This window comes from Xanthomonas euvesicatoria (assembly GCF_013112235.1).
In the GTDB taxonomy this organism is placed as follows: Bacteria; Pseudomonadota; Gammaproteobacteria; order Xanthomonadales; family Xanthomonadaceae; genus Xanthomonas; species Xanthomonas euvesicatoria.
Genome location: NZ_JABFFS010000001.1, coordinates 44,197 through 65,037 on the forward strand (window position 1 = coordinate 44,197; position 20,841 = coordinate 65,037).

The window sequence follows — 20,841 nt, forward strand, 5'->3', positions numbered from 1 at the left end:
GCCGGAGTTGAGCGGCAACCTCAACCGTGTCGCGCGCTCAGTATCCGGCCGCCTGGCCGTCCTTGCGGCTCTCCGACGCACCGTAGTACACGCCGCTGGCCGCATCGCGGGCGATGGCCTGATACCCGCCGTACGGACCGTCGGCAAAGATCACCCGGTGGCCTTTGCGCATCAGCGCGCGGATGGTGTCGTAGGAGAAGCCGGTTTCCAGATTCACCTCGCCGCCATCGCGCATCGCGGTGGCCTGCCCGGTCGGTTCGGTGGAGCCCTCGTGCTGGATACGCGGCGCGTCGCCGGCTTCCTGCAGGTTCATGTGGAAGTCCACCAGGTTCATCACGATCTGCACGTGCCCCTGCGGCTGCATCGCCCCGCCCATCACGCCGAAGCTCAGCCAGGGCTTGCCGTCCTTGGTGACGAAGGCCGGGATGATGGTCTGGAACGGCCGCTTGCCCGGCGCGTAGCCGTTGGGATGATCCTTCTTCAGCACGAACATCTCGCCGCGGTCCTGCAGGATGAAACCCAGCCCCGGCGGCGCCATGCCGCTGCCCATGCCGCGGTAGTTGGACTGGATCAGCGAGACCATCATGCCGTCGGCATCGGCCACGGTCATATAGATGGTGTCGCCTTCTTCCAGTTGCCTGGGTGTCCCTGGCTGTACTTCCTTGAGCGCCTTGTCCATCGAAATCAGCGCGCGCCGCTGGTTGGCGTAGTCCTTGGAGATCAGCCTGGCCAGCGGTGCCGGCTGAAACGCCGGGTCGGCGTAGAAGCGCGCGCGGTCGGCGAAGGCCAGCTTCTTGGCCTCGGTGAACAAGTGCACGTGCTCGGCCGAGCCGAACGGAATCTTGGAGAAATCGTAACCCTCCAGGATATTGAGCATCTGCAACGCGGCGATGCCCTGGCTGTTGGGCGGCAGTTCCCACACATCAACGCCGCGATAATTGGTGGACACCGGTTCGACCCACTCGCCCGTATGGCTGGCCAGGTCCTCATAGCTGAGGTAGCCGCCGTTGGCCTTGAAGTAGGCACCGATGGTGCGCGCGATCTCGCCCTTGTAGAACGCGTCGCGGCCGCCGTCGGCGATCTGCTGCAGCGTGTTGGCCAGGTTCGGGTTCTTCCACAGCTCGCCCTTGCGCGGGGCGTGGCCGTCGATGGTGAATTGCTCCTTGAACCCGGGGTATTGCGACAGGCGCGGCACCGAACGGTCCCAGTAATAGGCGATGGTCTCGGCGACCGGATGGCCTTCGCGCGCGTAGCGGATCGCCGGCGCCAGGTTCTGTGCCATCGGCTTGCGCCCGAAGCGCGCGTGCAGCGCGAACCAGCCGTCCACCGCGCCCGGCACCGACACCGGCAACGGGCCGGTCGGCGGAATGTCCTTCAAGCCACGGCGCTGGAATTCGGCCAGGGTCAGCGATTTGGGCGAGCGGCCGGAGCCGTTGTAGCCGTAGAGCTTGTGGGTCTTGGGGTCCCAAACGATCGCAAACAGATCCCCTCCCACGCCATTGCCGGTGGGCTCCATCAGGCCCAGCGCGGCATTGGCCGCGATCGCTGCATCCACCGCCGAGCCGCCATCCTTCATCACGTCCAGCGCGATCTGGGTGGCCAGCGGTTGCGAGGTCGCGGCCATGGCATGCGGCGCAATGACTTCCGAGCGGGTGGCAAACGGCTGCCCGGTGACGCGGTCGGCAGCGCCGAGGGGCGGCGCGAGCAACGCCAGAGCAGACACCAACAACACAGGTACGCGACGCATCACCGAGGGCCCCTGACACTGAGAATGAGGTGCCAACCATACCAGCGGGCCGCGTCCTGCCGTCCGATCGACACTTGGCAGCGCGCTCAATGCCGCGCAGATGGTGATCCCCGTCGGCGCTTGTTGTGCCGTCCCGATCAGGTTTCAGAAGTAACCATGCAGCTGCGACAGGGCTTTGCACGCCACTCGGCACATCGATGCGGATGTTTCAAGCGCAAGGGTTGACACCCTGGTTGCCGCGGTGGTTATCTCAGGCCCATGCCGCACCACTTCACCATCTCGAACGCCCCGCTGTCCGCGCCCTCCGGCGCGTCGGCTGCGTCGCTTCTCGTGCTCGTACTTATTACCTCGCCAACCGGTGCGGGACGAGACTTCGTGTAGGCAACAGACACACAAGGCTTCGATCAGACCCCGCACCGGCAACGGCGCGGGGTTTCGCGTTTCAGGGATCACCAAAAGTTTCGAATGACATGAACGACATCACTGCCACATCCGCAACATCGCCATGCGCCCAGCCGCGCATGAGTGCCTGTGGTTGCCTGCGCACTGTCATCGCGCGTCCCCGCCTTGCTCAGCCGGCCAGTGCACGCACTGCCGGCTGATCCATTTATCCACTGCCCATCTCCACTGCCAACCCCGCAAGGACATTCCATGAGCAACGACACCCAACCGAAAATCGCGATCATCGGCTACGGCAGCCAGGGCCGCGCACATGCGCTGAACCTGCGCGATTCCGGCTTCGACGTCACCGTCGGCCTGCGTGCCGGCGGCCCGACCGAAGCCAAGGCGCAGGCCGATGGCTTCACCGTCGTGGCGCCGTCCGAAGCGGTCAAGAGCGCGGACCTGGTCGCCATCCTGACCCCGGACATGGTGCAGAAGAAGCTCTACGAAGAGGTCATCGCCCCGAACATGAAGCAGGGCGCCTGCCTGCTGTTCGCGCATGGCCTGAACGTGCACTTCGACATGATCAAACCGCGCGCCGATCTGGACGTGGTGCTGGTCGCGCCCAAGGGCCCGGGCGCATTGGTGCGTCGCGAATATGAAATCGGCCGCGGCGTGCCGTGCATCTATGCGGTGTACCAGGACACCAGCGGCAAGGCCGAGCAGTTCGCGCTGACCTATGCCGGTGGCCTGGGTGGCGCGCGCGCCAACATCATCAAGACCACATTCAAGGAAGAAACCGAAACTGATCTGTTCGGCGAGCAGGCCGTGCTGTGCGGCGGCGCCTCCTCACTGGTGCAGGCCGGTTTCGAAGTGCTGGTCGAGGCCGGGTATCAGCCCGAAATCGCATACTACGAAGTGCTGCACGAATTGAAGTTGATCGTGGACCTGTTCTACGAAGGCGGCATCACCCGCATGCTGGAATTCGTGTCCGAAACCGCACAATACGGCGATTATGTCAGCGGCCCGCGCGTGATCGATGCCGGCACCAAGGCGCGCATGAAGGACGTGCTGACCGACATCCAGAACGGCACCTTCACCAAGAACTGGGTGGCCGAATACGACGCCGGCCTGCCGAACTACAACAAGTTCAAGCAGGCCGATCTGGAACACCCGATCGAGGAAGTGGGCAAGAAGCTGCGCGCCAAGATGGTGTGGCTCAACGGGCAACAGCAAGCCGCTGCCGCACCTGCGAATCAACAGGCGGCATAACGCCGCCGCCTCCCCCACCGCTTAAACCGAAGGTCCGCAACGCATGAACACCTCCGCACACAGCACGCCCCGCAATGGCGCGCGCTGGCTGACGCAGGCCCTGGAAGCCGAAGGCGTGGAAACGCTGTTCGGCTATCCGGGCGGCACCATCATGCCGTTCTACGACGCCCTGGTGGATTCCAGGCTCAAGCACATCCTGGTCCGTCACGAACAGGGCGCTGCACTGGCTGCCAACGGCTATGCCCGTGCCAGCGGCCGGGTCGGCGTGTGCGTGGCCACCTCAGGCCCGGGCGCGTCCAACCTGGTCACCGGCATCGCCGACGCGATGCTGGACTCGGTGCCGATGATCTGCCTGACCGGCCAGGTCGCCACGCCGCTGCTGGGCACCGACGCCTTCCAGGAGCTGGACGTGTTCGGCATGACCATGCCGATCGTCAAGCACAGCTTTCTGGTGCGGCGTGTGGAGGAGCTTCCGGAGATGGTGCGCGAGGCATTCCGCATTGCGCGCGAAGGACGTCCCGGGCCGGTGCTGATCGACCTGCCCAAGGACGTGCAGGTGGCCGACGCCTCGCATCTGCCCCTGCATGTTCCGGCAGCGGTGCAGCCGCCGCCGGCGCCGGCGGACGCAAAGCTGGCCGAAGCACTGGCGGCGATCGCCAGTGCCGAGCGCCCGGTGGTGTACGGCGGGGGCGGAATCGCGCTGGCCGGCGCGGTGGAGGCGTTCCGCCGTTTCGTCGAAGCCACCGGCATCCCGACCGCGCTGACCTTGCGCGGCCTGGGTGCATTGCCGCATGCGCATCCGGACTACCTTGGCATGCTTGGCATGCACGGGACCCGTGCGGCCAATATGGCCATCCAGGAATGCGATCTGCTGGTGGTGGTCGGTGCGCGTTTCGACGACCGTGCCACCGGCAAGCTGAGCGAGTTCGCCCCGTTTGCGCGCGTCATCCATCTGGATGCCGACGCATATGAAATCTCCAAGCTGCGCACTGCCGATATCGCGGTGCCCGGCGACGTAGCAGTCAGTTTGAAGGCCTTGAGTGCGGCACGCGGCAACTGCCAGGCCTGGCGCACGCGTTGTTTTGCCAACCGCGAAAAGTTCGGCGCGCGCTACGACGCGCCCGGCACCGATATCTACGCACCGGCGCTGCTGAAGCGCCTGAGCGAAGTGGCTCCGGCCGACACCATCATCGCCTGCGATGTGGGTCAGCATCAGATGTGGGTGGCGCAGCATTGCCGCTTCAACGATCCGCGCAATCACCTCACCAGCGGCGCCCTCGGCACCATGGGCTTCGGCCTGCCGGCCGCGATGGGCGCACAGTTCGCCTGCCCTGACCGCACCGTGGTGCTGGTCTCCGGCGACGGCAGTTTCATGATGAACGTGCAGGAGCTGGTGACGATCGCACGCTGCAAGCTGCCGGTGAAGATCGTGCTGCTGGACAACAGCTCGCTGGGCATGGTGCGGCAGTGGCAGGAACTGTTCTTTGCCGAGCGTTACAGCGAAATCGACCTGTCCGACAACCCGGATTTTGCGGCGCTGGCGCAAGTGTTCGGCATTCCGGCCAAGCGCATCATCGCCCGCGGCGACGTGGATGCGGCACTGGCCGAGCTGCTTGCCCAGCCCGGTCCCGGCCTGCTGCATGTCGCGATCGACGCGCGTGCCAATGTGTGGCCGCTGGTGCCGCCCAACAACGCCAACAGCACCATGCTGGACAGCAATCCCGCACACGCGGCCAAGGAGACATCGCATGCGTTACCGGCTTGATCTGGTGCTGAAGCCGGCAGAAGGCGCGTTGGTGCGGGTGATCGGCATGACCGAACGCCGTGGCTTCCGCCCATGTGCGATCCAGGGCGCAGCAGCGCCGGACGATGCCGGGCGCTGGCATCTGCTGCTGGACGTGGACAGCAACCGTCCGCCGGAAACGCTGCGCCTGCAGCTGGAAAAGGTCTACGACTGCGAATCGGTGGTAATCACCGCACTGGAATCGGTCGAGGCTGCGGCATGAGCATGCAGACCTCGCGCGACCATCAGACTGCCGTCCGGAGGTGTCTTCTTCCGGATCGGCCGCGCGCGTGCCGCAATGCCTGATTCCGGCCGCCCTTCCGCACAGGAGCCAGAGGTAGGCGACGTGGCCGTCAGCGTGGCCGACGTGCTGGCCGCACAGGCGCGCCTGCGCAAGTACCTGTCGCCCACGCCGCTGCACTACGCTGAACGCTTCGGTGTGTGGTTGAAGCTGGAGAATTTGCAGCGCACCGGGTCCTACAAGGTGCGCGGCGCATTGAATGCGTTGCTGGCCGGGCTGGAACGCGGCGACGAGCGCCCGGTGATCTGCGCCTCGGCCGGCAACCACGCGCAAGGTGTGGCGTGGTCGGCGTACCGGCTGGGCGTGCAGGCCATCACGGTGATGCCGTACGGCGCGCCGCAGACCAAGATTGCCGGTGTCGCGCATTGGGGCGCCACCGTGCGCCAGCATGGCAACAGCTACGACGAAGCGTTCGCGTTTGCGCGCGAGCTGGCCGACCAGAACGGCTATCGCTTCCTGTCTGCCTTCGACGACCCGGACGTGATCGCCGGCCAGGGCACGGTGGGCATCGAGCTGGCGGCGCATGCGCCGGACGTGGTGATCGTGCCGATCGGCGGCGGCGGCCTGGCCTCCGGCGTGGCGCTGGCATTGAAGTCGCAAGGCGTGCGCGTGGTCGGGGCGCAGGTGGAAGGTGTGGATTCGATGGCGCGCGCCGTCCGTGGCGATCTGCGCGAGATCACCCCGGTGCCGACGCTCGCCGATGGCGTGAAGGTCAAGATTCCAGGCCTGCTCACGCGCCGCCTGTGCTCGAGCCTGCTCGATGACGTGGTGATCGTGCGCGAGGCCGAATTGCGCGAGACATTGGTGCGCCTGGCACTGGAAGAACACGTCATTGCCGAGGGCGCCGGCGCCCTCGCCCTGGCCGCCGGTCGCCGGGTTTCCGGCAAACGCAAATGTGCGGTGGTCTCTGGCGGTAATATCGACGCAACCGTGCTGGCCACACTCTTGTCCGAGGTGCGGCCGCGTCCGCCACGCAAGCCGCGCCGTCGCAATACCGAGCGGCTGCGCAACGAACGCAGCGCCAATCCGCCACCCGCCACACACGTTCATTCCCGCCCATCCGCAGTCGCTTCAACGCCTGTCACCGCCATCGCCGTAGAGGAGTCTTCCTGGTGAACACGACCGTATCCAACCAGACCCCGCGTATCCGAATTTTCGACACCACCCTGCGCGACGGCGAGCAATCCCCCGGCTGCAGCATGACGCCCCAGCAGAAGCTGGTCATGGCGCGCGCGCTGGACGAACTCGGCGTGGACATCATCGAAACCGGTTTTCCCGCCAGTTCGCATTCTGACCGCGAAGCGGTGGCGATGATGAGCCGCGAACTGCGACGCCCTACCCTGGCGGTATTGTCGCGCTGCCTGCAGGCCGATATCGAAACCTCGGCCAAGGCGTTGGAAGCAGCTGCAAACCCGCGCCTGCATGTGTTCCTGTCCACCAGCCCGCTGCATCGCGAGCACAAGCTGCGCATGAGCCGCGAGCAGGTGCTGGAATCGGTGCACAGGCACGTAACGCTGGCGCGCGGCTATATCGACGATGTGGAATTTTCTGCCGAGGATGCAACTCGCACCGAAGAAGATTTCCTGGCCGAGGTCACCCGCGTGGCGATCGCCGCCGGCGCCACCACGATCAATTTGCCCGACACGGTCGGCTTCACCACGCCGGAAGAAATCCGCGGCATGTTCTCGCGTCTGATCGCCAGCGTGGAAGGTGCCGACAAGGTCATCTTCAGCGCGCATTGCCACAACGATCTGGGCCTGGCGGTGGCCAACTCGCTGGCGGCCATCGAAGGCGGTGCGCGCCAGGTGGAATGCACCATCAATGGCATCGGCGAGCGCGCGGGTAATTGCGCGCTGGAAGAAATCACCATGGCGCTGAAGGTGCGCGGTGCGTTCTACAACATCGATTCGGCAATCAATACGCCGCGTATCGTCTCCACCTCGCAATTGTTGCAACGCCTGGTCGGCATGCCGGTGCAGCGCAACAAGGCGGTTGTGGGCGGCAACGCATTCGCGCACGAATCGGGCATTCATCAGCACGGCATGCTGCGCCATCGTGGCACCTACGAAATCATGCGCCCGGAAGATGTGGGCTGGGAATCCTCGCAAATGGTGCTGGGCCGCCACAGCGGCCGCGCCGCGGTCGAGCAGCGCCTGCGTGCGCTGGGTTATCTGCTGGAGGAGGAAGAGGTCAAGCTGGTGTTCGAACAGTTCAAGGCGCTGTGCGAGAAGCAGCGCGTGGTCACCGATGCCGATCTGCAGGCATTGATGCAGGACGCCACCGTGCAGGAAGGCTACCGCCTGGCGTCGATGACCATCAGCGATGTGGGCAGCCGCGCGAATGCATTGGTGGAGTTGTCCGACCCGGAAGGCAATCGCGTGGCAGAAACCGCACAGGGCAATGGCCCGGTGGATGCGCTCTTCGGTGCATTGGCCTCGGCCACTGGCGTGAAGCTGGAGCTGGACAGCTACCAGGTGCACAGCGTGGGCATCGGCGCGGACGCGCGCGGCGAAGCCAGCCTGAGCGTGCGCCACGACGGCGTGGAATACGAAGGCACCGGCACCAGCAAGGACATCATCGAAGCCAGCGCGCTGGCGTGGCTGGATGTGGCCAACCGCTTGTTGCGTCAGCGCGAACGTGGCGTGGTCGCCGGCAAGACGGCTGCGGTGGCGTAACGCTGCGCATTGGATCGATGATGCAAGCCTCACGGCCAGCAGAGTGATCTGCTGGCCGTTTCGGTTTTTTGCGTGCGAACATTTTTACAAGTGTGTCGGTTGGCTGCTGGCGCGCTTGCCGACGTGGCAAAGCTCCGGCCTGCTACAGGCACTTGCACGCATACCGGCCTGGGACACGCCGCAAGTACGTCCATGTAGGCTCTGCCGCGGCATCCATGCCGCTCAAGGTCCACACCGGTACGCGCGCAAGCACCAGCGACTGCTGTCGGCAGCTGAGGACACGGATGCGTTATTGCGCTGGCGACCATTCCCGCGCACTACAACGACTGCGAGCGCTTTTACAGCGCAGCCACCACCGCATCGCCCATTGCCACGGTGCCCACCTTCGTGGTGCCTTCCGACCAGATGTCGGCGGTGCGCAGGCCTTGATCGAGGACCTTGCCCACGGCGCGCTCGATGGCGTCTGCGGCATCGGCCTGCGCGAAGGTGTAGCGCAACATCATCGCCACCGACAGGATCGTGGCCAGCGGATTGGCAATGCCCTTGCCGGCGATGTCCGGCGCCGAACCATGGCACGGCTCGTACATGCCTTTGCTGTTGGCATCCAGCGAGGCCGACGGCAGCATGCCGATGGAACCGGTGAGCATGGATGCCTGGTCGGAGAGAATGTCGCCGAACATGTTGTCGGTCACGATCACATCGAACTGCTTGGGCGCGCGCACCAACTGCATCGCCGCGTTGTCCACGTACATATGCGACAACGCGATATCCGGGTAGTCCTTGGCCACTTCCTCGACCACTGCACGCCATAGCTGGCTCGATGCCAGCACGTTGGCCTTGTCGACCGAACACAACTTCTTCCCGCGCAGGCGTGCCATCTCAAAACCTGCCTTGGCGATGCGACGAATCTCGCTCTCGCTATACGGCAAGGTGTCGTACGCCTGGCGTTCGCCGTTGTCCAAGGTGCGCGTACCGCGCGGCTGGCCGAAATAGATGCCGCCGGTAAGCTCGCGCAGGATCAGCAGATCCAGCCCGGCCACGACCTCCGGCTTGAGCGTGGACGCATCGGCCAGCTGCGGATACAGCAATGCCGGCCGCAGGTTGGCGAACAAGCCCAGCTGCGAGCGGATCTTGAGCAAACCGCGCTCCGGGCGCAGCGACGGGTCGATGGTGTCCCACTGCGGGCCACCCACCGCGCCCAGCAACACCGCATCGGCGGCGCGCGCGCGCTCCAGTGTTTCATCGGCCAACGGGCTGCCGTATTTGTCGTACGCAGCGCCGCCTAGCTCGTCATACACCAGCTCGAAACCCAGACCGTGTTGCGCGTCGATGCGCTTCAATACCTTGACCGCTTCGGCCATGATCTCCGGGCCGATCCCGTCGCCGGGAAGAATCAGAATCTGCTTGCTCATGCCACCCTCGTGAAGTGACGCCGCAGCGTCATTGAATTCAATGCAATACACGCACGCGGCACGATCGACGCACGCGCGTGCGGCTCAACCTCACTGCAGCGCGCCAAACAACCACGGCTGGCGCGCGCGATGGTCTTGCTCGAAGCGCCCGATGGCATCGGCGTCCTGCAAGGTGAGGCCGATATCGTCCAGCCCGTTGAGCAGGCAGTGCTTGCGGAAGGCATCGATGTCGAAGCCGTACTCCACGCCATCGGGGCGGCGCACGCGTTGTGCGGCCAGATCCACGGTGAGCTGGTAGCCCTCGGTCGCCAGGCATTGTTCGAACAACGCATCGACCTGCGCTTCGGCCAGCACGATCGGCAGCAGGCCGTTTTTGAAACTGTTGTTGTAGAAGATGTCGGCAAAACTCGGCGCGATTACGGTGCGAAAGCCGTACTCGTCCAGCGCCCACGGCGCATGCTCGCGCGAGGAACCGCAGCCGAAGTTTTCCCGGGCCAGCAAGACGCTGGCGCCCTGATAGCGCGGGAAATTGAGCACGAAGTCGGGATTGAGCGGGCGCGCACTGTTGTCGCGACCAGGCTCGCCAATATCCAGATAGCGCCACTCGTCGAACAGGTTCGGACCGAAACCGGTGCGCTTGATCGACTTCAGGAATTGCTTGGGAATGATCTGGTCGGTATCGACATTGGCGCGATCCAGCGGCGCCACCAGTCCGGTGTGTTGGGTGAAAGGGGTCATGAGAGAGGCCGGGAATGGGGAATGGGGAGTCGGGAATGGGCAGAGCGGGAAGCAGGACTTTGCGATTCCCTATTCCCGACTCTCGATTCCCTGCAGTTCACGCACATCGACAAAATGCCCGCTCACCGCCGCAGCCGCCGCCATCGCCGGGCTGACCAGATGCGTGCGGCCGCCGGCGCCCTGGCGACCTTCGAAGTTGCGGTTGGAGGTGGACGCGCAATGCTCGCCGCTGCCCAGCTTGTCCGGGTTCATGGCCAGACACATCGAGCAGCCTGGCTCGCGCCATTCGAAGCCGGCGTCCAGAAACACCTTGTCCAGGCCTTCGGCTTCGGCCTGGGCCTTCACCAGGCCCGAGCCCGGCACCACCAACGCCTGCTTGATGGTGGAAGCGACCTTGCGGCCCTTGGCCACTGCGGCGGCCGCGCGCAGATCTTCGATCCGCGAATTGGTGCACGAGCCGATGAATACGCGATCCAGGCGGATGGCGGTGATCGGCTGGTTGGCGGTCAATCCCATGTATTTGAGCGCGCGCTCGATCGAATCGCGCTTGGTCGGGTCCTGCTCGGCGGCTGGATCGGGCACGTGCTGATCGATGGCCAGCACCATTTCCGGCGAAGTGCCCCAGCTGACCTGCGGCTTGATGTCTTCGGCACGCAACTCCACCACGGTGTCGAAGTGCGCGTCCGGGTCGGAGACCAGCGTGCTCCAGAGCGCCACCGCCGCATCCCAGTGGGCGCCCTTGGGGGCGAACGGCCGCCCTTTGACGTAGGCAATGGTCTTCTCGTCCACCGCCACCATGCCCACGCGGGCACCGGCTTCGATGGCCATGTTGCAGATGGTCATGCGGCCTTCCATCGACAGCGCGCGGATGGCGCTGCCGGCAAATTCCAGCGCATGGCCGTTGCCGCCGGCGGTGCCGATCTTGCCGATCACCGCCAGCACGATGTCCTTGGCGGTCACCCCGAACGGCAGCGTGCCTTCCACGCGCACCTGCATGTTCTTCATCTTCTTGGCGATCAGGCACTGCGTGGCCAGCACGTGCTCAACTTCCGAGGTGCCGATGCCGTGGGCCAGCGCGCCGAATGCGCCGTGCGTGGACGTGTGCGAATCGCCGCAGACCACGGTCATGCCCGGCAAGGTGGCGCCCTGCTCGGGGCCGACCACGTGCACGATGCCCTGGCGGGTATCGTTCATCTTGAACTCGAGGATGCCGAAGTCGTCGCAGTTCTCGTCCAGGGTCTGCACCTGCAGGCGCGAGACCTCGTCGGAAATCGACTCCAGACCGCCCTGGCGCTCGGCGCGCGTGGTCGGCACGTTGTGATCGGGCGTGGCGATATTGGCGTCGATGCGCCATGGCTTGCGCCCGGCCAGGCGCAGGCCTTCGAAGGCTTGCGGCGAGGTCACCTCGTGCAGGATGTGGCGGTCGATGTAGATCAGCGACGAACCATCGTCACGGCGTGTGACCTCATGCAGGTCCCACAGCTTGTCGTACAGGGTCTTGGCAGTCATCGCGGCAATCCGAGTGGCGGATGGTGGGTGCGCCCACCTGGCTGAGATCGATGCTAGGAGCTTGCCTTGGATTACGCAAATTCATATTGTTTATTCAAGAAATGAATTTTAGGAATAGCAATGGACCTGGCGAGCCTCAATGCATTCGTGGCGATCGCCGAGAGCGGCAGCTTTTCGGCAGCCGGCGAGGCCTTGCACCTGACCCAGCCTGCGGTAAGCAAACGCATTGCACTCCTGGAGGCGCAATTGTCGGCGCGGCTGTTCGATCGCCTGGGCCGGCAGGTGGTGCTGACCGAAGCCGGACAGGCGTTGCTGCCGCGCGCGCAACGCATCCTGGCCGAGCTGCAGGACACCCGCCGCGTGCTGGAGCATTTGGGTGCAGCCGTTGGCGGCCGCTTGAGCCTGGCCACCAGCCACCATGTGGGTCTGCACCGCCTGCCGGCCTTGTTGCGCGGTTTTGCCACGCAACATCCGCAGGCGGCGCTGGACATCCAGTTCCTGGATTCGGAGCTGGCGTACGCCGCGGTGCTGCGCGGCGAGGTGGAGCTGGCAGTGACCACCCTGGCACCGGACACGCGCGCTCCGCTGCGCGCGCAGCCGATCTGGCACGACCGCCTGCAGTTCGTCGTTGCGCCCGATCACCCGTTGGCGGCACTGCCTGCAGTGTCGCTGGACGATGTGGTGGCGCACCCGGCGGTGTTGCCCGATCCGGGCACATTCACCCATCGCATCGTTGCCAACCTGTTCGCCGAGCGCGGCCTGGTGCCGAGTTTGCGCATGACCACCAATTACCTGGAAACGATCAAGATGCTGGTGTCGGTGGGCCTGGCCTGGAGCGTGCTGCCCGAGCGCATGATCGACCACCAGATCGTGGCGCTCCCGCTGGCCGATGTCGCGTTATCCCGCGAGCTGGGATGCGTTACCCATGGCGGGCGCACCTTGTCGCGTGCGGCGCAGGCGTTTGTTGCGCTGTTGCATGCGCAGGCGGATCCGGCGCAGGCGTAGGCTGTGGGCGAATGTCTGCAGCGTGCTGCACGTGTCGGCGAAAGATAACGTCAGCAGTTTGATCTCGGCACGAGCGCACGAGAGGTGCGATGCGTCCTGCGCACGCGGCTTGCTGACTCGGCGATGCCGCGGCCCGGCCGGCAACGCTGCGCTTCTTCTTCGCCACGCACCGCCCGTGCAATGTAACAACACCTGTCTTGCATCGGGCCCGCATCCAGCAGTCCACGGGCCTCAGCAACGTCTTACGGCCCGATCAAACGATCCCGCCCCTGCCGCTTGGCTTCGTACAGACGATGGTCGGCCAACGCCAGCAATTCGCGCCGGCTGGGCGCCTCCTCGCTCATCGCCATGCCCATGCTGGCGGTACAACGCACGGTCATGCCCTGCGCATCGACTTCGATGTCGGCCAGTCGCTGTCGCATGCGCTCGAACAGCGCGCGCGCCTGTACCGCATCCAGCCCGGTGGCCGCCAGCAGGAATTCTTCGCCACCATGACGCGCGGCAAAGCAGCGCGCCTGATCCTGCTCGCTCAACACCTCGCCGATGGCCGACAGCACCGCATCGCCCACCTCATGGCCGTAGTCGTCGTTGATACGCTTGAAGTGATCGATATCCATCAACGCCAGCGCCAACGCCGCGCCACCGGCGTGCGCCTCATCGAACCATTGCTGCAGTACACGCTCGGCTTCGCGCCGGTTCGGCAGCGCCGTCAGCACGTCGTGGCTGGCGCGGTATTCCAGCTGGCGCATCAACGCTTCGCGTTCCTGGCTGGCCTGCTGCAGCGCCAGGTTCTTGTCGCTCAGTTCGCGCGTGCGCCGGTCGATGACGGTATTGAGCTGGCGCTGACGCAGGCGATAGCTGGCGGTACGCCACAGATACAACCCGTAGATCACGCTGGCCAGGCCGAGGATGCCCAGGCCGACCACTTCGCCGCGGCGCCACCACGGCGGCGCCAGTTCGATGACCAAGCTGGCTTCGCCCAGCAGGTCGTTCTGCCGCCAATCCACCGGCAGCGACATCGCTTGCACGCGGAAGCGGAAACGGCCCGGCGGCAAATTGGTGTAGACCGCTTCGCTGGCATTGTCGGCATCCACCCACTCCGGGTCGAAGCCCTCCAGCCGGTAGCGATACCGCACCTTGTCCGGGCCGCGGAAATTCAGCCCGGCATACACGATCGCGATACGCCGGGTCTCGGCGCCGAACCGGTGCGGGCCACTGAGCGGCTGCACCATGCCATCGACCAGCAGGCGCTCGAAGACGATCGGCACCCGATGGCCTTGCAAGGTGCCCACGCGGGCCGGGTCGATCACGCCCAGGCCTGCGGCGGTGGGGAACAGCAACTGCCCGGACTGGGTCAGCCAGCCAGCCGGCGCGCTGCTGCCGTTGCCCTGGTTGCTGGGCATGCCGTCGCTGCGGTCGACCACTTCCACGCTCAATTGCTCGCGCGTGCCCGCATCGAGCTGGTCGAAGTTATCGCGTGCGATGCGGAACACCCCGTGGTTGCTCGACAGCCAGAAATAGCCACGGCCGTCGTCGATCACGCGAAACACCTTGTCGCGCGGTAGCCCGACCCGGTGGTCGTAGACGCGGAAGCTGTCGCCGCGCAACCGCAGCAGGCCGCGATCGCTGGCAATCCACACATCGCCAGCGGCATCGCGCAGGAAATCGAAGGCGTTCTGCCCGGGGAAATCCTGCTCGCCCAGCCAGGCGCGGGTACTGCCGTCCGGCGACAGCGCAGTCACGCCGCGATCGGTGCCGATCCAGACGATGCCCTGCGCATCGCGGTACAACACCTGCACCGAGCCATCCGGTACGCCGTCGGCTGCGGTGTAGCGGCGTGCCTTGCCGTTGCGCCACCGCACCAGCCCGGCGGTGGTGCCGATCCACAGATCGTCGCCGTCCGGCAACACCGCACGCACCGACATGGAGGGCAGGCCATCGGCCGCGCCGATGCGCACCAGCACGTGGCCTTGCGCGTCCAGACGCACCACGCCCTGGCTATAGGTACCGGCCCACACGCCGCCATCGCCAGCATCGGCCAGCGCCAGCACCGATTGCTCGAGCACGCGCCCTCCTTCGCTGGGCGACAGCGACACGCGGCTGATGGTGCCCTCGCGCCAACGATCCAGGCCGACGGCATTGCCCACCCACACCGTGCCCTCGCCGGTCTGCAGCACGCAGCGCACGTAGTCCGAACTCAGACCCTCGTCGTGGGTGACGCCGTGCGCGGCGCCCTCGGCAATGCGGAACAGCCCGTGGGTGCTGCCGACCCAGATCAGGCCTTCGGCGTCTTCCAGCAGCGCCGGGCTGGCGACGCCGGAAATGGCGATCTGCTCGTCCGGGTCGTTCGGCCCGCTGTGCACCACCAGCGTGCCCGAAGACAGGCTCATCCACAGGTGCCCGCGGCGGTCCAGCAACACCGAGTCCACGCGTTGGCCCTGGCGGAAACGCTGCAGGCCACCGCCACGGCTCCACCACCACACGCCATCGTCGCCGGCGACCAACAGGCCGCCCTGACGGTCGCTGGCCAGCCGCCGTACCGGCGCATCGCGCATCCCGTGCCCCCTTCCCCAGGCCACCGCCTGGACGCCATCGTGCGGCAGCCGATACAGCCCGACCTCGGTACCAACCCACAGGTCGCCGCGTTCGTCCGCAGACAATGCCGTGACGCGCGCACGCGGCAAGCCGGTCTGGCGGCCGACGTCGACCACCCGCCCGTCGCCCTCGATGCGGTACAGCGTCTGCGGCGTGCCCACCCACAGCGCGCCATCGGCACGCCGCAGCAGGGCGCTGACCGCAAGATGCCGCGCCGACGCATCGCCCAGTTGCTGCCAATGACCGTCCTGATAGTGGTAGACGCCGTCGAACGCAGTGCCGAACAGCATGCCGCCGGTGCTGTCGCGAACCACCACAAATACCCCGCCCAGCTCGACGCCGGGAGTGTTCTGGCGGTCGTACACGGTGAAATCGCGCCCATTGAAGCGCGCCACGCCTTCCCAGGTACCCAGCCAGATCAGCCCGTCTTCGCCCTGGGCCACCGCGTGCACCAGGTTGTGCGGCAGGCCGTCGTCCATGTTCCAGCGCGTGACGGTGTGGTACGCGGCGTGCTTGAGCACCTGCGCGGCCGCGGGCCAGGCGTTGAGCAGTGCGCAACACAACAGCAGCCACAGCCACGCCAGCCCGATCCGCCGCACGCACGTGCTGCGAACGCAGCTTATGTGCGCCTGCGTACCGCCCCTTCCCACGCTCCCCGTCCCCTCGTCCGTGCTCGCTGGAGATACCTGCCCGTATGCACCGGCAGGCCTACGGCCAATTTATCACCGGGGTTTTTGTGCTGCCTTCGGTGGATCCCTGACAGCTGCCGGGAGCGGCACGACACCGGGAACCGGGCAGGCGGAACCGTTAACGTAGCGGTCGGGCGCCGAGTATAAATATAGAACCCGATGGTCTAGTATTGACGGCATGTCCAGCTCGTCCCCCCTCAATTCCAAGACCAAGAGCAATGGCCCTGGTCGTCCCAAGGATCTTGGAAAGCGTGCCGCCATCCTGGGTGCCGCCCGCACCATGTTCATGGAGCAGGGCTATGCAGGGGTCAGCATGGATGGGATCGCCGCGCAGGCCGGCGTCTCCAAACTGACCGTGTACAGCCACTTCGGCGACAAGGAGAGCCTGTTTTCCGAGGCGATCCGCGCCCAGTGCCAGCACATGATGCCGGACGACCTGTTCGATCACGCCCCCAAGGGCGCATTGCGCGACCAGCTCACCGAGATTGCCCATGCGTTCTTCGCCATGGTCAGCACCGAATCGGCCATCTCCACCCACCGCATGATGATGGCGCCCGGGACCGGCGACGTGCATATCCGCGAGATGTTCTGGGATGCAGGCCCCAAGCGCACGCAGCGGGCGCTGGCGGATTTCCTGTCTGCGCGGGTGGCCGACGGCCAGCTGGAGATCCCGGACGTGGCGCGCGCTGCCTCGCAATTCTTCTGCCTGCTCAAGGGCGAGCTCTACGCCTTGATGATGTGCGGCCTGCACGGCCAGCCCACCCGCGCCCAGGTCAATGAGCACATCGACACCAGCGTGGACTTCTTTTTGAGGGCCTATGCGCCGCGCTGAGCGCCCCCGGCCTTTGGTGGCGATGACTTCCGGCACTGCGCCGGATGGCAGCGCGCGGCGATGCTAGATGCGCCAGGTGCCTCGCGCACCGGTAAAATGTTCGCCCCACCGCGTTGGATACCCGCACCATGACGATCGATTTCACCCAGGCCCGCGAAAAGATGGTCGAGCAGCAGATCCGGCCGTGGGACGTGCTGGACCTGCGCGTACTCGACGTGCTGGCGCGCATGCCGCGCGAAGCCTTCGTGCCGGAGGCCTACAAGACGCTGGCCTATGTCGACGTGGAAATTCCGCTGTCGGCCGGTCACAAGATGATGAAGCCGGTGGTCGAAGGCCGCATGTTGCAGGCACTGGACCTGCAACCGGGCGAGGACGTACTGGAAATCGGCACCGGCAGCGGCTTTGCCACCGCCTGCCTGGCCGCACTGGCGCGCGAAGTCCTCAGCCTGGAGATCGACCCGGCGCTGGCCGCGGCTGCGCGCGCCAATCTGGACCGCACCGGCCTGGGCAGCAACGTCCGTATCGAAACCGCCGATGTCTTCGGCTGGCAGAGCGAGCGTCGCTTCGACGCCATCTGCGTGACCGGCGCGGTCGACACGCTGCCCGTCCAGTGGCTGCAGTGGTTGCGCCCGAACGGCCGGTTGTTCGTCGTGCGCGGTCACGACCCGGTGATGGAAGCGGTCCTGGTCCGTGGCGAGGTCAACGCCCCGCGCATCGAATCGTTGTTCGAAACCGACCTCGCCTATCTCCAGGGCGCCGCACCGACGCCCCGATTCCAATTCTGATTCCCAAGGAAGCTCCCCCGATGATCCGCCGATCCCTTGTCCTGGCCCTGGCCGCCGCCCTGTCTCCGATGGCTGCGCACGCCACCGACCTGCTGCAGGTCTACGAAATGGCCCGCAACGGCGATCCGCAGCTGGCCGTGGCCGAGTCCACGCGCCTGGTCAATCGGGAGGGTCAGGTGCAGGCGCGTGCGGCGTTGTTGCCGCAGCTGGACGGTAGCGCCAGCTACACCCAGTCGCATCGTGAGCTGGAGGGCGTCGATGGCCGCTCCACGACCAAGCAGCGCCAGTACGCGATTCAAGGCAGCCAGACCATCTTCAATTGGGCGCAGTTTTCCAACCTGCGTGCGCAACGCGAAGTGGCCAAGGCTGCGGATTTCACCCTGGCATCGGCCAATAACGACCTGATCACCCGCACCTCGGCGGCATATTTCCAGGTGCTGGTGGGGATCGAGTCGCTGGCGGCAGCCGAGACCAACGAGGCGGCCGCAAAGAAGCAGTTCGACTACGCCGACAAGCGTCTGGAAGTGGGTCTTGCACCGATCACCGACGTGCACGAGGCCCGCGCCCAGTACGACCAGGCACGGGCAGACACCATCAACGCGCGCAATACGCTCAAGGACTACTACCAGGCACTGACCGAGCTCACCGGCCAGCCTGTGGTCGGCTTGCGCGCATTGCCAGATGAGTTCCGCCCCGAAGTACCGGCCGCCTACAGCAACGTAGATCAATTGGTTGCCACCGCGATCGCCGACAATCCGGCGCTGAGGGCGCAGCAGTTGCAGGTCAGTGCTGCCGAGGCGCAGGTCAGTGCCGCCCGTGCCGGCCATCTGCCCACGCTGAGCCTGGGTGCCAATGTCGGCCGCAGCAATAGCTGGGGTGGTCAGGGAACGGTGGATGAGGCGGCGGGCAACTTCACCACCGCAGGCCGCGACATCGACACCGATTCCGTGGGCATCACGCTGACGATTCCGATCTTTGCCGGCGGCGCGACCCAGTCGGCCGTGCGTCAGGCACTGTCGCAACGCGATATCCAGCAGGACACCTACGAGCAGCAGAAGCGCGCGCTGGATCGCAACACCCGCAATGCCTACCAGACTGTTGTTGCCGGTATCAGCGAAGTGGAAGCCCGCCGCCTGGCCGTGGTGTCGGCGCAAGCCGCCTACGACGCCTCGCAAGTGGGTCTGGAAGTGGGCACGCGCACGGTGCTGGACGTGGTGCAAAACCAGCGCACGCTGTTCCAGGCGCAACTGAACTACGCACAGTCGCGTTACAACTTCCTGCAGAACCGCCTGCTGCTGGGCCAGGCCATCGGCAAGCTCGACATCACCGATCTGCAGGACGTCAACCGCCTGCTATCGCAGGACGCCGAATCCAAGCTGCAGGGCAGTGGGTCGTTGCAGTAAGGCGAGCTGGATGCACAAAAAAAAAGCGGGCTAAGGCCCGCTTTTTTTGTGCGCGATGCAACCGCATGCGCGCCTGTCGTGACGGCGGCTGCAAGTGCGCTAACCCGGCCACGCCGGCGTGCAGCATCCGGTGCAAGTGAACCCACCACGCGTCTCACTGCCCGGCGCAAGTTCTCACCGTTGAGCGCAACGAGGGCTGCACTCCGGCGACAGGCTCGGCGGAGTGTGGCACGGCCATGCACGCAGCCACGCAGCGAGCGACAAACCTCATGCCACAACGCCCGCGCTCGCCAGCGGCGGCAGATCGGCAGCGATCTGCACCAAGGTGCGGGCCACCGCGCCCTTGCCGTTGGCGACCAGCGCCAGGCCTGCAGTGGTCATCGCCTCGCGTTGTGCGGGGTCGGCGAGCAGGCGCGCCAAGGCCTGGTAGACGCACTCGGCATCCTCGCAGATGGCAACCGCATCGGCTTGGCGCATGCGCCGCGAAATCTCCGAGAAGTTATGCAGATGCGGGCCAGTGATTGCCGGCGTTCCGACGGCGGCCGGCTCAAGCAGGTTATGCCCGCCGATCGGCTGCAGGCTGCCACCGACGAAAGCCACCTGCGCGCACGCATAGAAGCTCATCAGCTCGCCCAGGGTGTCGATGACGAATACCTTGTCGCCCGCCTGCGGCCATTGCTGCGCCTTGCGCGTGGCAACGCGCCAGCCGCGCTCGCGTGCCAACGTCTCGACCTTGGGAAAGCGCTCGGGATGGCGCGGTGCCCACAACAGCAGCAAATCCGGAAATTGCAGCAGCAACCGTGCGTGGATATCGGCAACGGCGGCCTCTTCGCCTTCGTGCGTGCTGGCGGCGATCCACACCGGGCGCGTGGCCGGCACGTGCATGCGAAACTGCGCGACCAACGCCTGCAATTGCGTTGGCGCTGCGATATCGAACTTGAGATTGCCCAGCGCGATCACCTGATCCGGGCGCGCGCCCAGGGTGACGAACCGCTCGGCATCGTCCTGCGACTGCGCCGCCACGCAGGTGACGGTGCGCAGCGCACGACTGATCAACGGCGCCAGCAACCGATAGCCGCGCAACGAGCGCGCCGACAACCGTGCGTTGAGGATGTACACCGGAATCTGGCGATCGCGGCAGCCGAACAACATGTTTGGCCACAGCTCGGTTTCCAGGATCAAGGCCAGGCGCGGGCGGAAGTGTTCGAGAAACCGCCCCACGCTGCCCGGCACGTCGTAGGGCAGATACACATGGTCCACCGCATCGCCCCACAGCGCGCGCACGCGCTCGGAGCCGGTGGGGGTGATGGTGGTGATGACCCAACGGATATCCGGGCGCTGCGCTCGTAGCGCATTGACCAGCGGCGCGGACGCGTTGACCTCGCCCACCGACACCGCATGCACCCACACCCGCGGGCGCCCGCAGGCGTGCGTGTAGGACGCATAGCGCTCGTTCCAGCGATTGAAGTATTCGCGCACGCGGAAACCGCGCCACACCAGGTGGTACACCGTGACCGGCAACAACAGGTAGAGCAGCGCCGAGTACAGCCCGCGCAACAGCCATTCGATCGGATCTTTCCGCATCCGTGCAGGATACGGGAGCGTCCGTGCGTGCGCATGTGCACGCTGCCTGCTGGGCGCAATCCCTTAGAGCGTGTTATGCACGTTGAGGTGAGTGCGAAGCGTCTTGTGGCGCGTCGAGACACCGCGTGCG

At 65.8% G+C, this 20,841-nt stretch carries 15 protein-coding genes and 1 pseudogene; 10 read left to right on the forward strand and 6 right to left on the reverse strand.

Annotated elements, in window-relative coordinates; translation table 11 throughout:
* Nucleotides 1-37 precede the first annotated feature (37 nt).
* On the reverse strand, nt 38-1,747 hold the full coding sequence (gene ggt, locus HLH45_RS00160) for a gamma-glutamyltransferase (RefSeq protein WP_008573707.1): 1,710 nt from the start codon (nt 1,745-1,747) through the stop codon (nt 38-40).
* Nucleotides 1,748-2,398: 651 nt separating this feature from the next.
* On the opposite strand from ggt, the gene ilvC reads away from it, so the two are divergent.
* The 5 genes from ilvC (at nt 2,399) to HLH45_RS00185 (ending at nt 8,159) form a co-directional block, all read left to right on the forward strand.
* On the forward strand, nt 2,399-3,400 hold the full coding sequence (ilvC, locus tag HLH45_RS00165) for a ketol-acid reductoisomerase (RefSeq protein ID WP_008573705.1): 1,002 nt from the start codon (nt 2,399-2,401) through the stop codon (nt 3,398-3,400).
* A 43-nt stretch (nt 3,401-3,443) separates the two neighbouring features.
* Nucleotides 3,444-5,165: an acetolactate synthase 2 catalytic subunit gene (gene ilvG, locus HLH45_RS00170; protein WP_008573703.1), complete on the forward strand. Its 1,722-nt coding sequence runs from the start codon at nt 3,444-3,446 to the stop codon at nt 5,163-5,165.
* Nucleotides 5,149-5,406, forward strand: coding sequence for an ACT domain-containing protein (locus tag HLH45_RS00175; protein WP_003483347.1), 258 nt, complete (start codon nt 5,149-5,151; stop codon nt 5,404-5,406). Before ilvG ends, HLH45_RS00175 begins: the two co-directional genes overlap by 17 nt.
* Nucleotides 5,407-5,529: 123 nt before the next feature.
* A complete protein-coding gene (locus HLH45_RS00180; protein ID WP_008573702.1) occupies nt 5,530-6,600 on the forward strand; it encodes a threonine dehydratase in 1,071 nt (356 codons plus the stop codon).
* Nucleotides 6,597-8,159 (forward strand): 2-isopropylmalate synthase, encoded by a 1,563-nt coding sequence (locus HLH45_RS00185; protein ID WP_008573700.1) that lies wholly within the window; start codon nt 6,597-6,599, stop codon nt 8,157-8,159. Before HLH45_RS00180 ends, HLH45_RS00185 begins: the two co-directional genes overlap by 4 nt.
* A gap of 338 nt (nt 8,160-8,497) precedes the next feature.
* Here the strand turns inward: HLH45_RS00185 and leuB are convergent, their stop codons facing one another.
* Nucleotides 8,498-9,571 carry a 3-isopropylmalate dehydrogenase gene (gene leuB, locus HLH45_RS00190; protein ID WP_008573698.1) on the reverse strand — a complete coding sequence of 358 codons (1,074 nt, stop codon included), beginning with the start codon at nt 9,569-9,571 and terminating at the stop codon, nt 8,498-8,500.
* Nucleotides 9,572-9,661: 90 nt separating this feature from the next.
* Nucleotides 9,662-10,309: a 3-isopropylmalate dehydratase small subunit gene (gene leuD / locus HLH45_RS00195; protein ID WP_008573696.1), complete on the reverse strand. Its 648-nt coding sequence runs from the start codon at nt 10,307-10,309 to the stop codon at nt 9,662-9,664.
* A 2-nt stretch (nt 10,310-10,311) separates the two neighbouring features.
* Between leuD and HLH45_RS22035 the strand changes: the two are divergent.
* A pseudogene (locus HLH45_RS22035) lies at nt 10,312-10,404 on the forward strand (16S rRNA (cytosine(1402)-N(4))-methyltransferase RsmH); the annotation flags it as partial.
* On the opposite strand, the gene leuC reads toward HLH45_RS22035, so the two are convergent.
* Nucleotides 10,379-11,818, reverse strand: coding sequence for a 3-isopropylmalate dehydratase large subunit (leuC, locus tag HLH45_RS00200; RefSeq protein WP_008573694.1), 1,440 nt, complete (start codon nt 11,816-11,818; stop codon nt 10,379-10,381). The pseudogene HLH45_RS22035 and the gene leuC overlap by 26 nt on opposite strands.
* A gap of 120 nt (nt 11,819-11,938) precedes the next feature.
* Here leuC and HLH45_RS00205 point away from each other — a divergent pair, with 120 nt between their 5' ends.
* Nucleotides 11,939-12,823, forward strand: a complete 885-nt coding sequence (locus tag HLH45_RS00205) for a LysR family transcriptional regulator (protein WP_008573692.1) — start codon at nt 11,939-11,941, stop codon at nt 12,821-12,823.
* Nucleotides 12,824-13,065: 242 nt separating this feature from the next.
* On the opposite strand, the gene HLH45_RS00210 is transcribed toward HLH45_RS00205, so the two are convergent.
* On the reverse strand, nt 13,066-16,068 hold the full coding sequence (locus HLH45_RS00210; protein WP_033478777.1) for a ligand-binding sensor domain-containing diguanylate cyclase: 3,003 nt from the start codon (nt 16,066-16,068) through the stop codon (nt 13,066-13,068).
* 217 nt (nt 16,069-16,285) lie between these two features.
* Between HLH45_RS00210 and HLH45_RS00215 the strand changes: the two genes are divergently transcribed.
* The 3 genes from HLH45_RS00215 (at nt 16,286) to HLH45_RS00225 (ending at nt 19,127) form a co-directional block, all read left to right on the forward strand.
* Nucleotides 16,286-16,939 (forward strand): TetR/AcrR family transcriptional regulator, encoded by a 654-nt coding sequence (locus tag HLH45_RS00215; protein ID WP_003483364.1) that lies wholly within the window; start codon nt 16,286-16,288, stop codon nt 16,937-16,939.
* A 128-nt stretch (nt 16,940-17,067) separates the two neighbouring features.
* On the forward strand, nt 17,068-17,724 hold the full coding sequence (locus tag HLH45_RS00220; protein ID WP_008573687.1) for a protein-L-isoaspartate O-methyltransferase family protein: 657 nt from the start codon (nt 17,068-17,070) through the stop codon (nt 17,722-17,724).
* A gap of 20 nt (nt 17,725-17,744) precedes the next feature.
* Nucleotides 17,745-19,127, forward strand: a complete 1,383-nt coding sequence (locus HLH45_RS00225; protein WP_008573685.1) for a TolC family outer membrane protein — start codon at nt 17,745-17,747, stop codon at nt 19,125-19,127.
* A 267-nt stretch (nt 19,128-19,394) separates the two neighbouring features.
* On the opposite strand, the gene waaA is transcribed toward HLH45_RS00225, so the two are convergent.
* Complete coding sequence (gene waaA / locus HLH45_RS00230) at nt 19,395-20,711, reverse strand: lipid IV(A) 3-deoxy-D-manno-octulosonic acid transferase (RefSeq protein ID WP_008573684.1); 1,317 nt, start codon at nt 20,709-20,711, stop codon at nt 19,395-19,397.
* Nucleotides 20,712-20,841: the final 130 nt, after the last annotated feature.

Excerpts from the sequence above, each read along its gene's own strand:
- HLH45_RS00175 (WP_003483347.1), top strand. The coding sequence starts at position 5,149 with ATGCGTTACCGGCTTGATCTGGTGCTGAAGCCGGCAGAAGGCGCGTTG.
- ggt (WP_008573707.1), bottom strand. The coding sequence starts at position 1,747 with ATGCGTCGCGTACCTGTGTTGTTGGTGTCTGCTCTGGCGTTGCTCGCG.
- HLH45_RS00215 (WP_003483364.1), top strand. The coding sequence starts at position 16,286 with ATGTCCAGCTCGTCCCCCCTCAATTCCAAGACCAAGAGCAATGGCCCT.
- leuB (WP_008573698.1), bottom strand. The coding sequence starts at position 9,571 with ATGAGCAAGCAGATTCTGATTCTTCCCGGCGACGGGATCGGCCCGGAG.
- HLH45_RS00205 (WP_008573692.1), top strand. The coding sequence starts at position 11,939 with ATGGACCTGGCGAGCCTCAATGCATTCGTGGCGATCGCCGAGAGCGGC.
- waaA (WP_008573684.1), bottom strand. The coding sequence starts at position 20,711 with ATGCGGAAAGATCCGATCGAATGGCTGTTGCGCGGGCTGTACTCGGCG.
- ilvG (WP_008573703.1), top strand. The coding sequence starts at position 3,444 with ATGAACACCTCCGCACACAGCACGCCCCGCAATGGCGCGCGCTGGCTG.
- HLH45_RS00220 (WP_008573687.1), top strand. The coding sequence starts at position 17,068 with ATGACGATCGATTTCACCCAGGCCCGCGAAAAGATGGTCGAGCAGCAG.
- ilvC (WP_008573705.1), top strand. The coding sequence starts at position 2,399 with ATGAGCAACGACACCCAACCGAAAATCGCGATCATCGGCTACGGCAGC.
- leuC (WP_008573694.1), bottom strand. The coding sequence starts at position 11,818 with ATGACTGCCAAGACCCTGTACGACAAGCTGTGGGACCTGCATGAGGTC.
- leuD (WP_008573696.1), bottom strand. The coding sequence starts at position 10,309 with ATGACCCCTTTCACCCAACACACCGGACTGGTGGCGCCGCTGGATCGC.
- HLH45_RS00225 (WP_008573685.1), top strand. The coding sequence starts at position 17,745 with ATGATCCGCCGATCCCTTGTCCTGGCCCTGGCCGCCGCCCTGTCTCCG.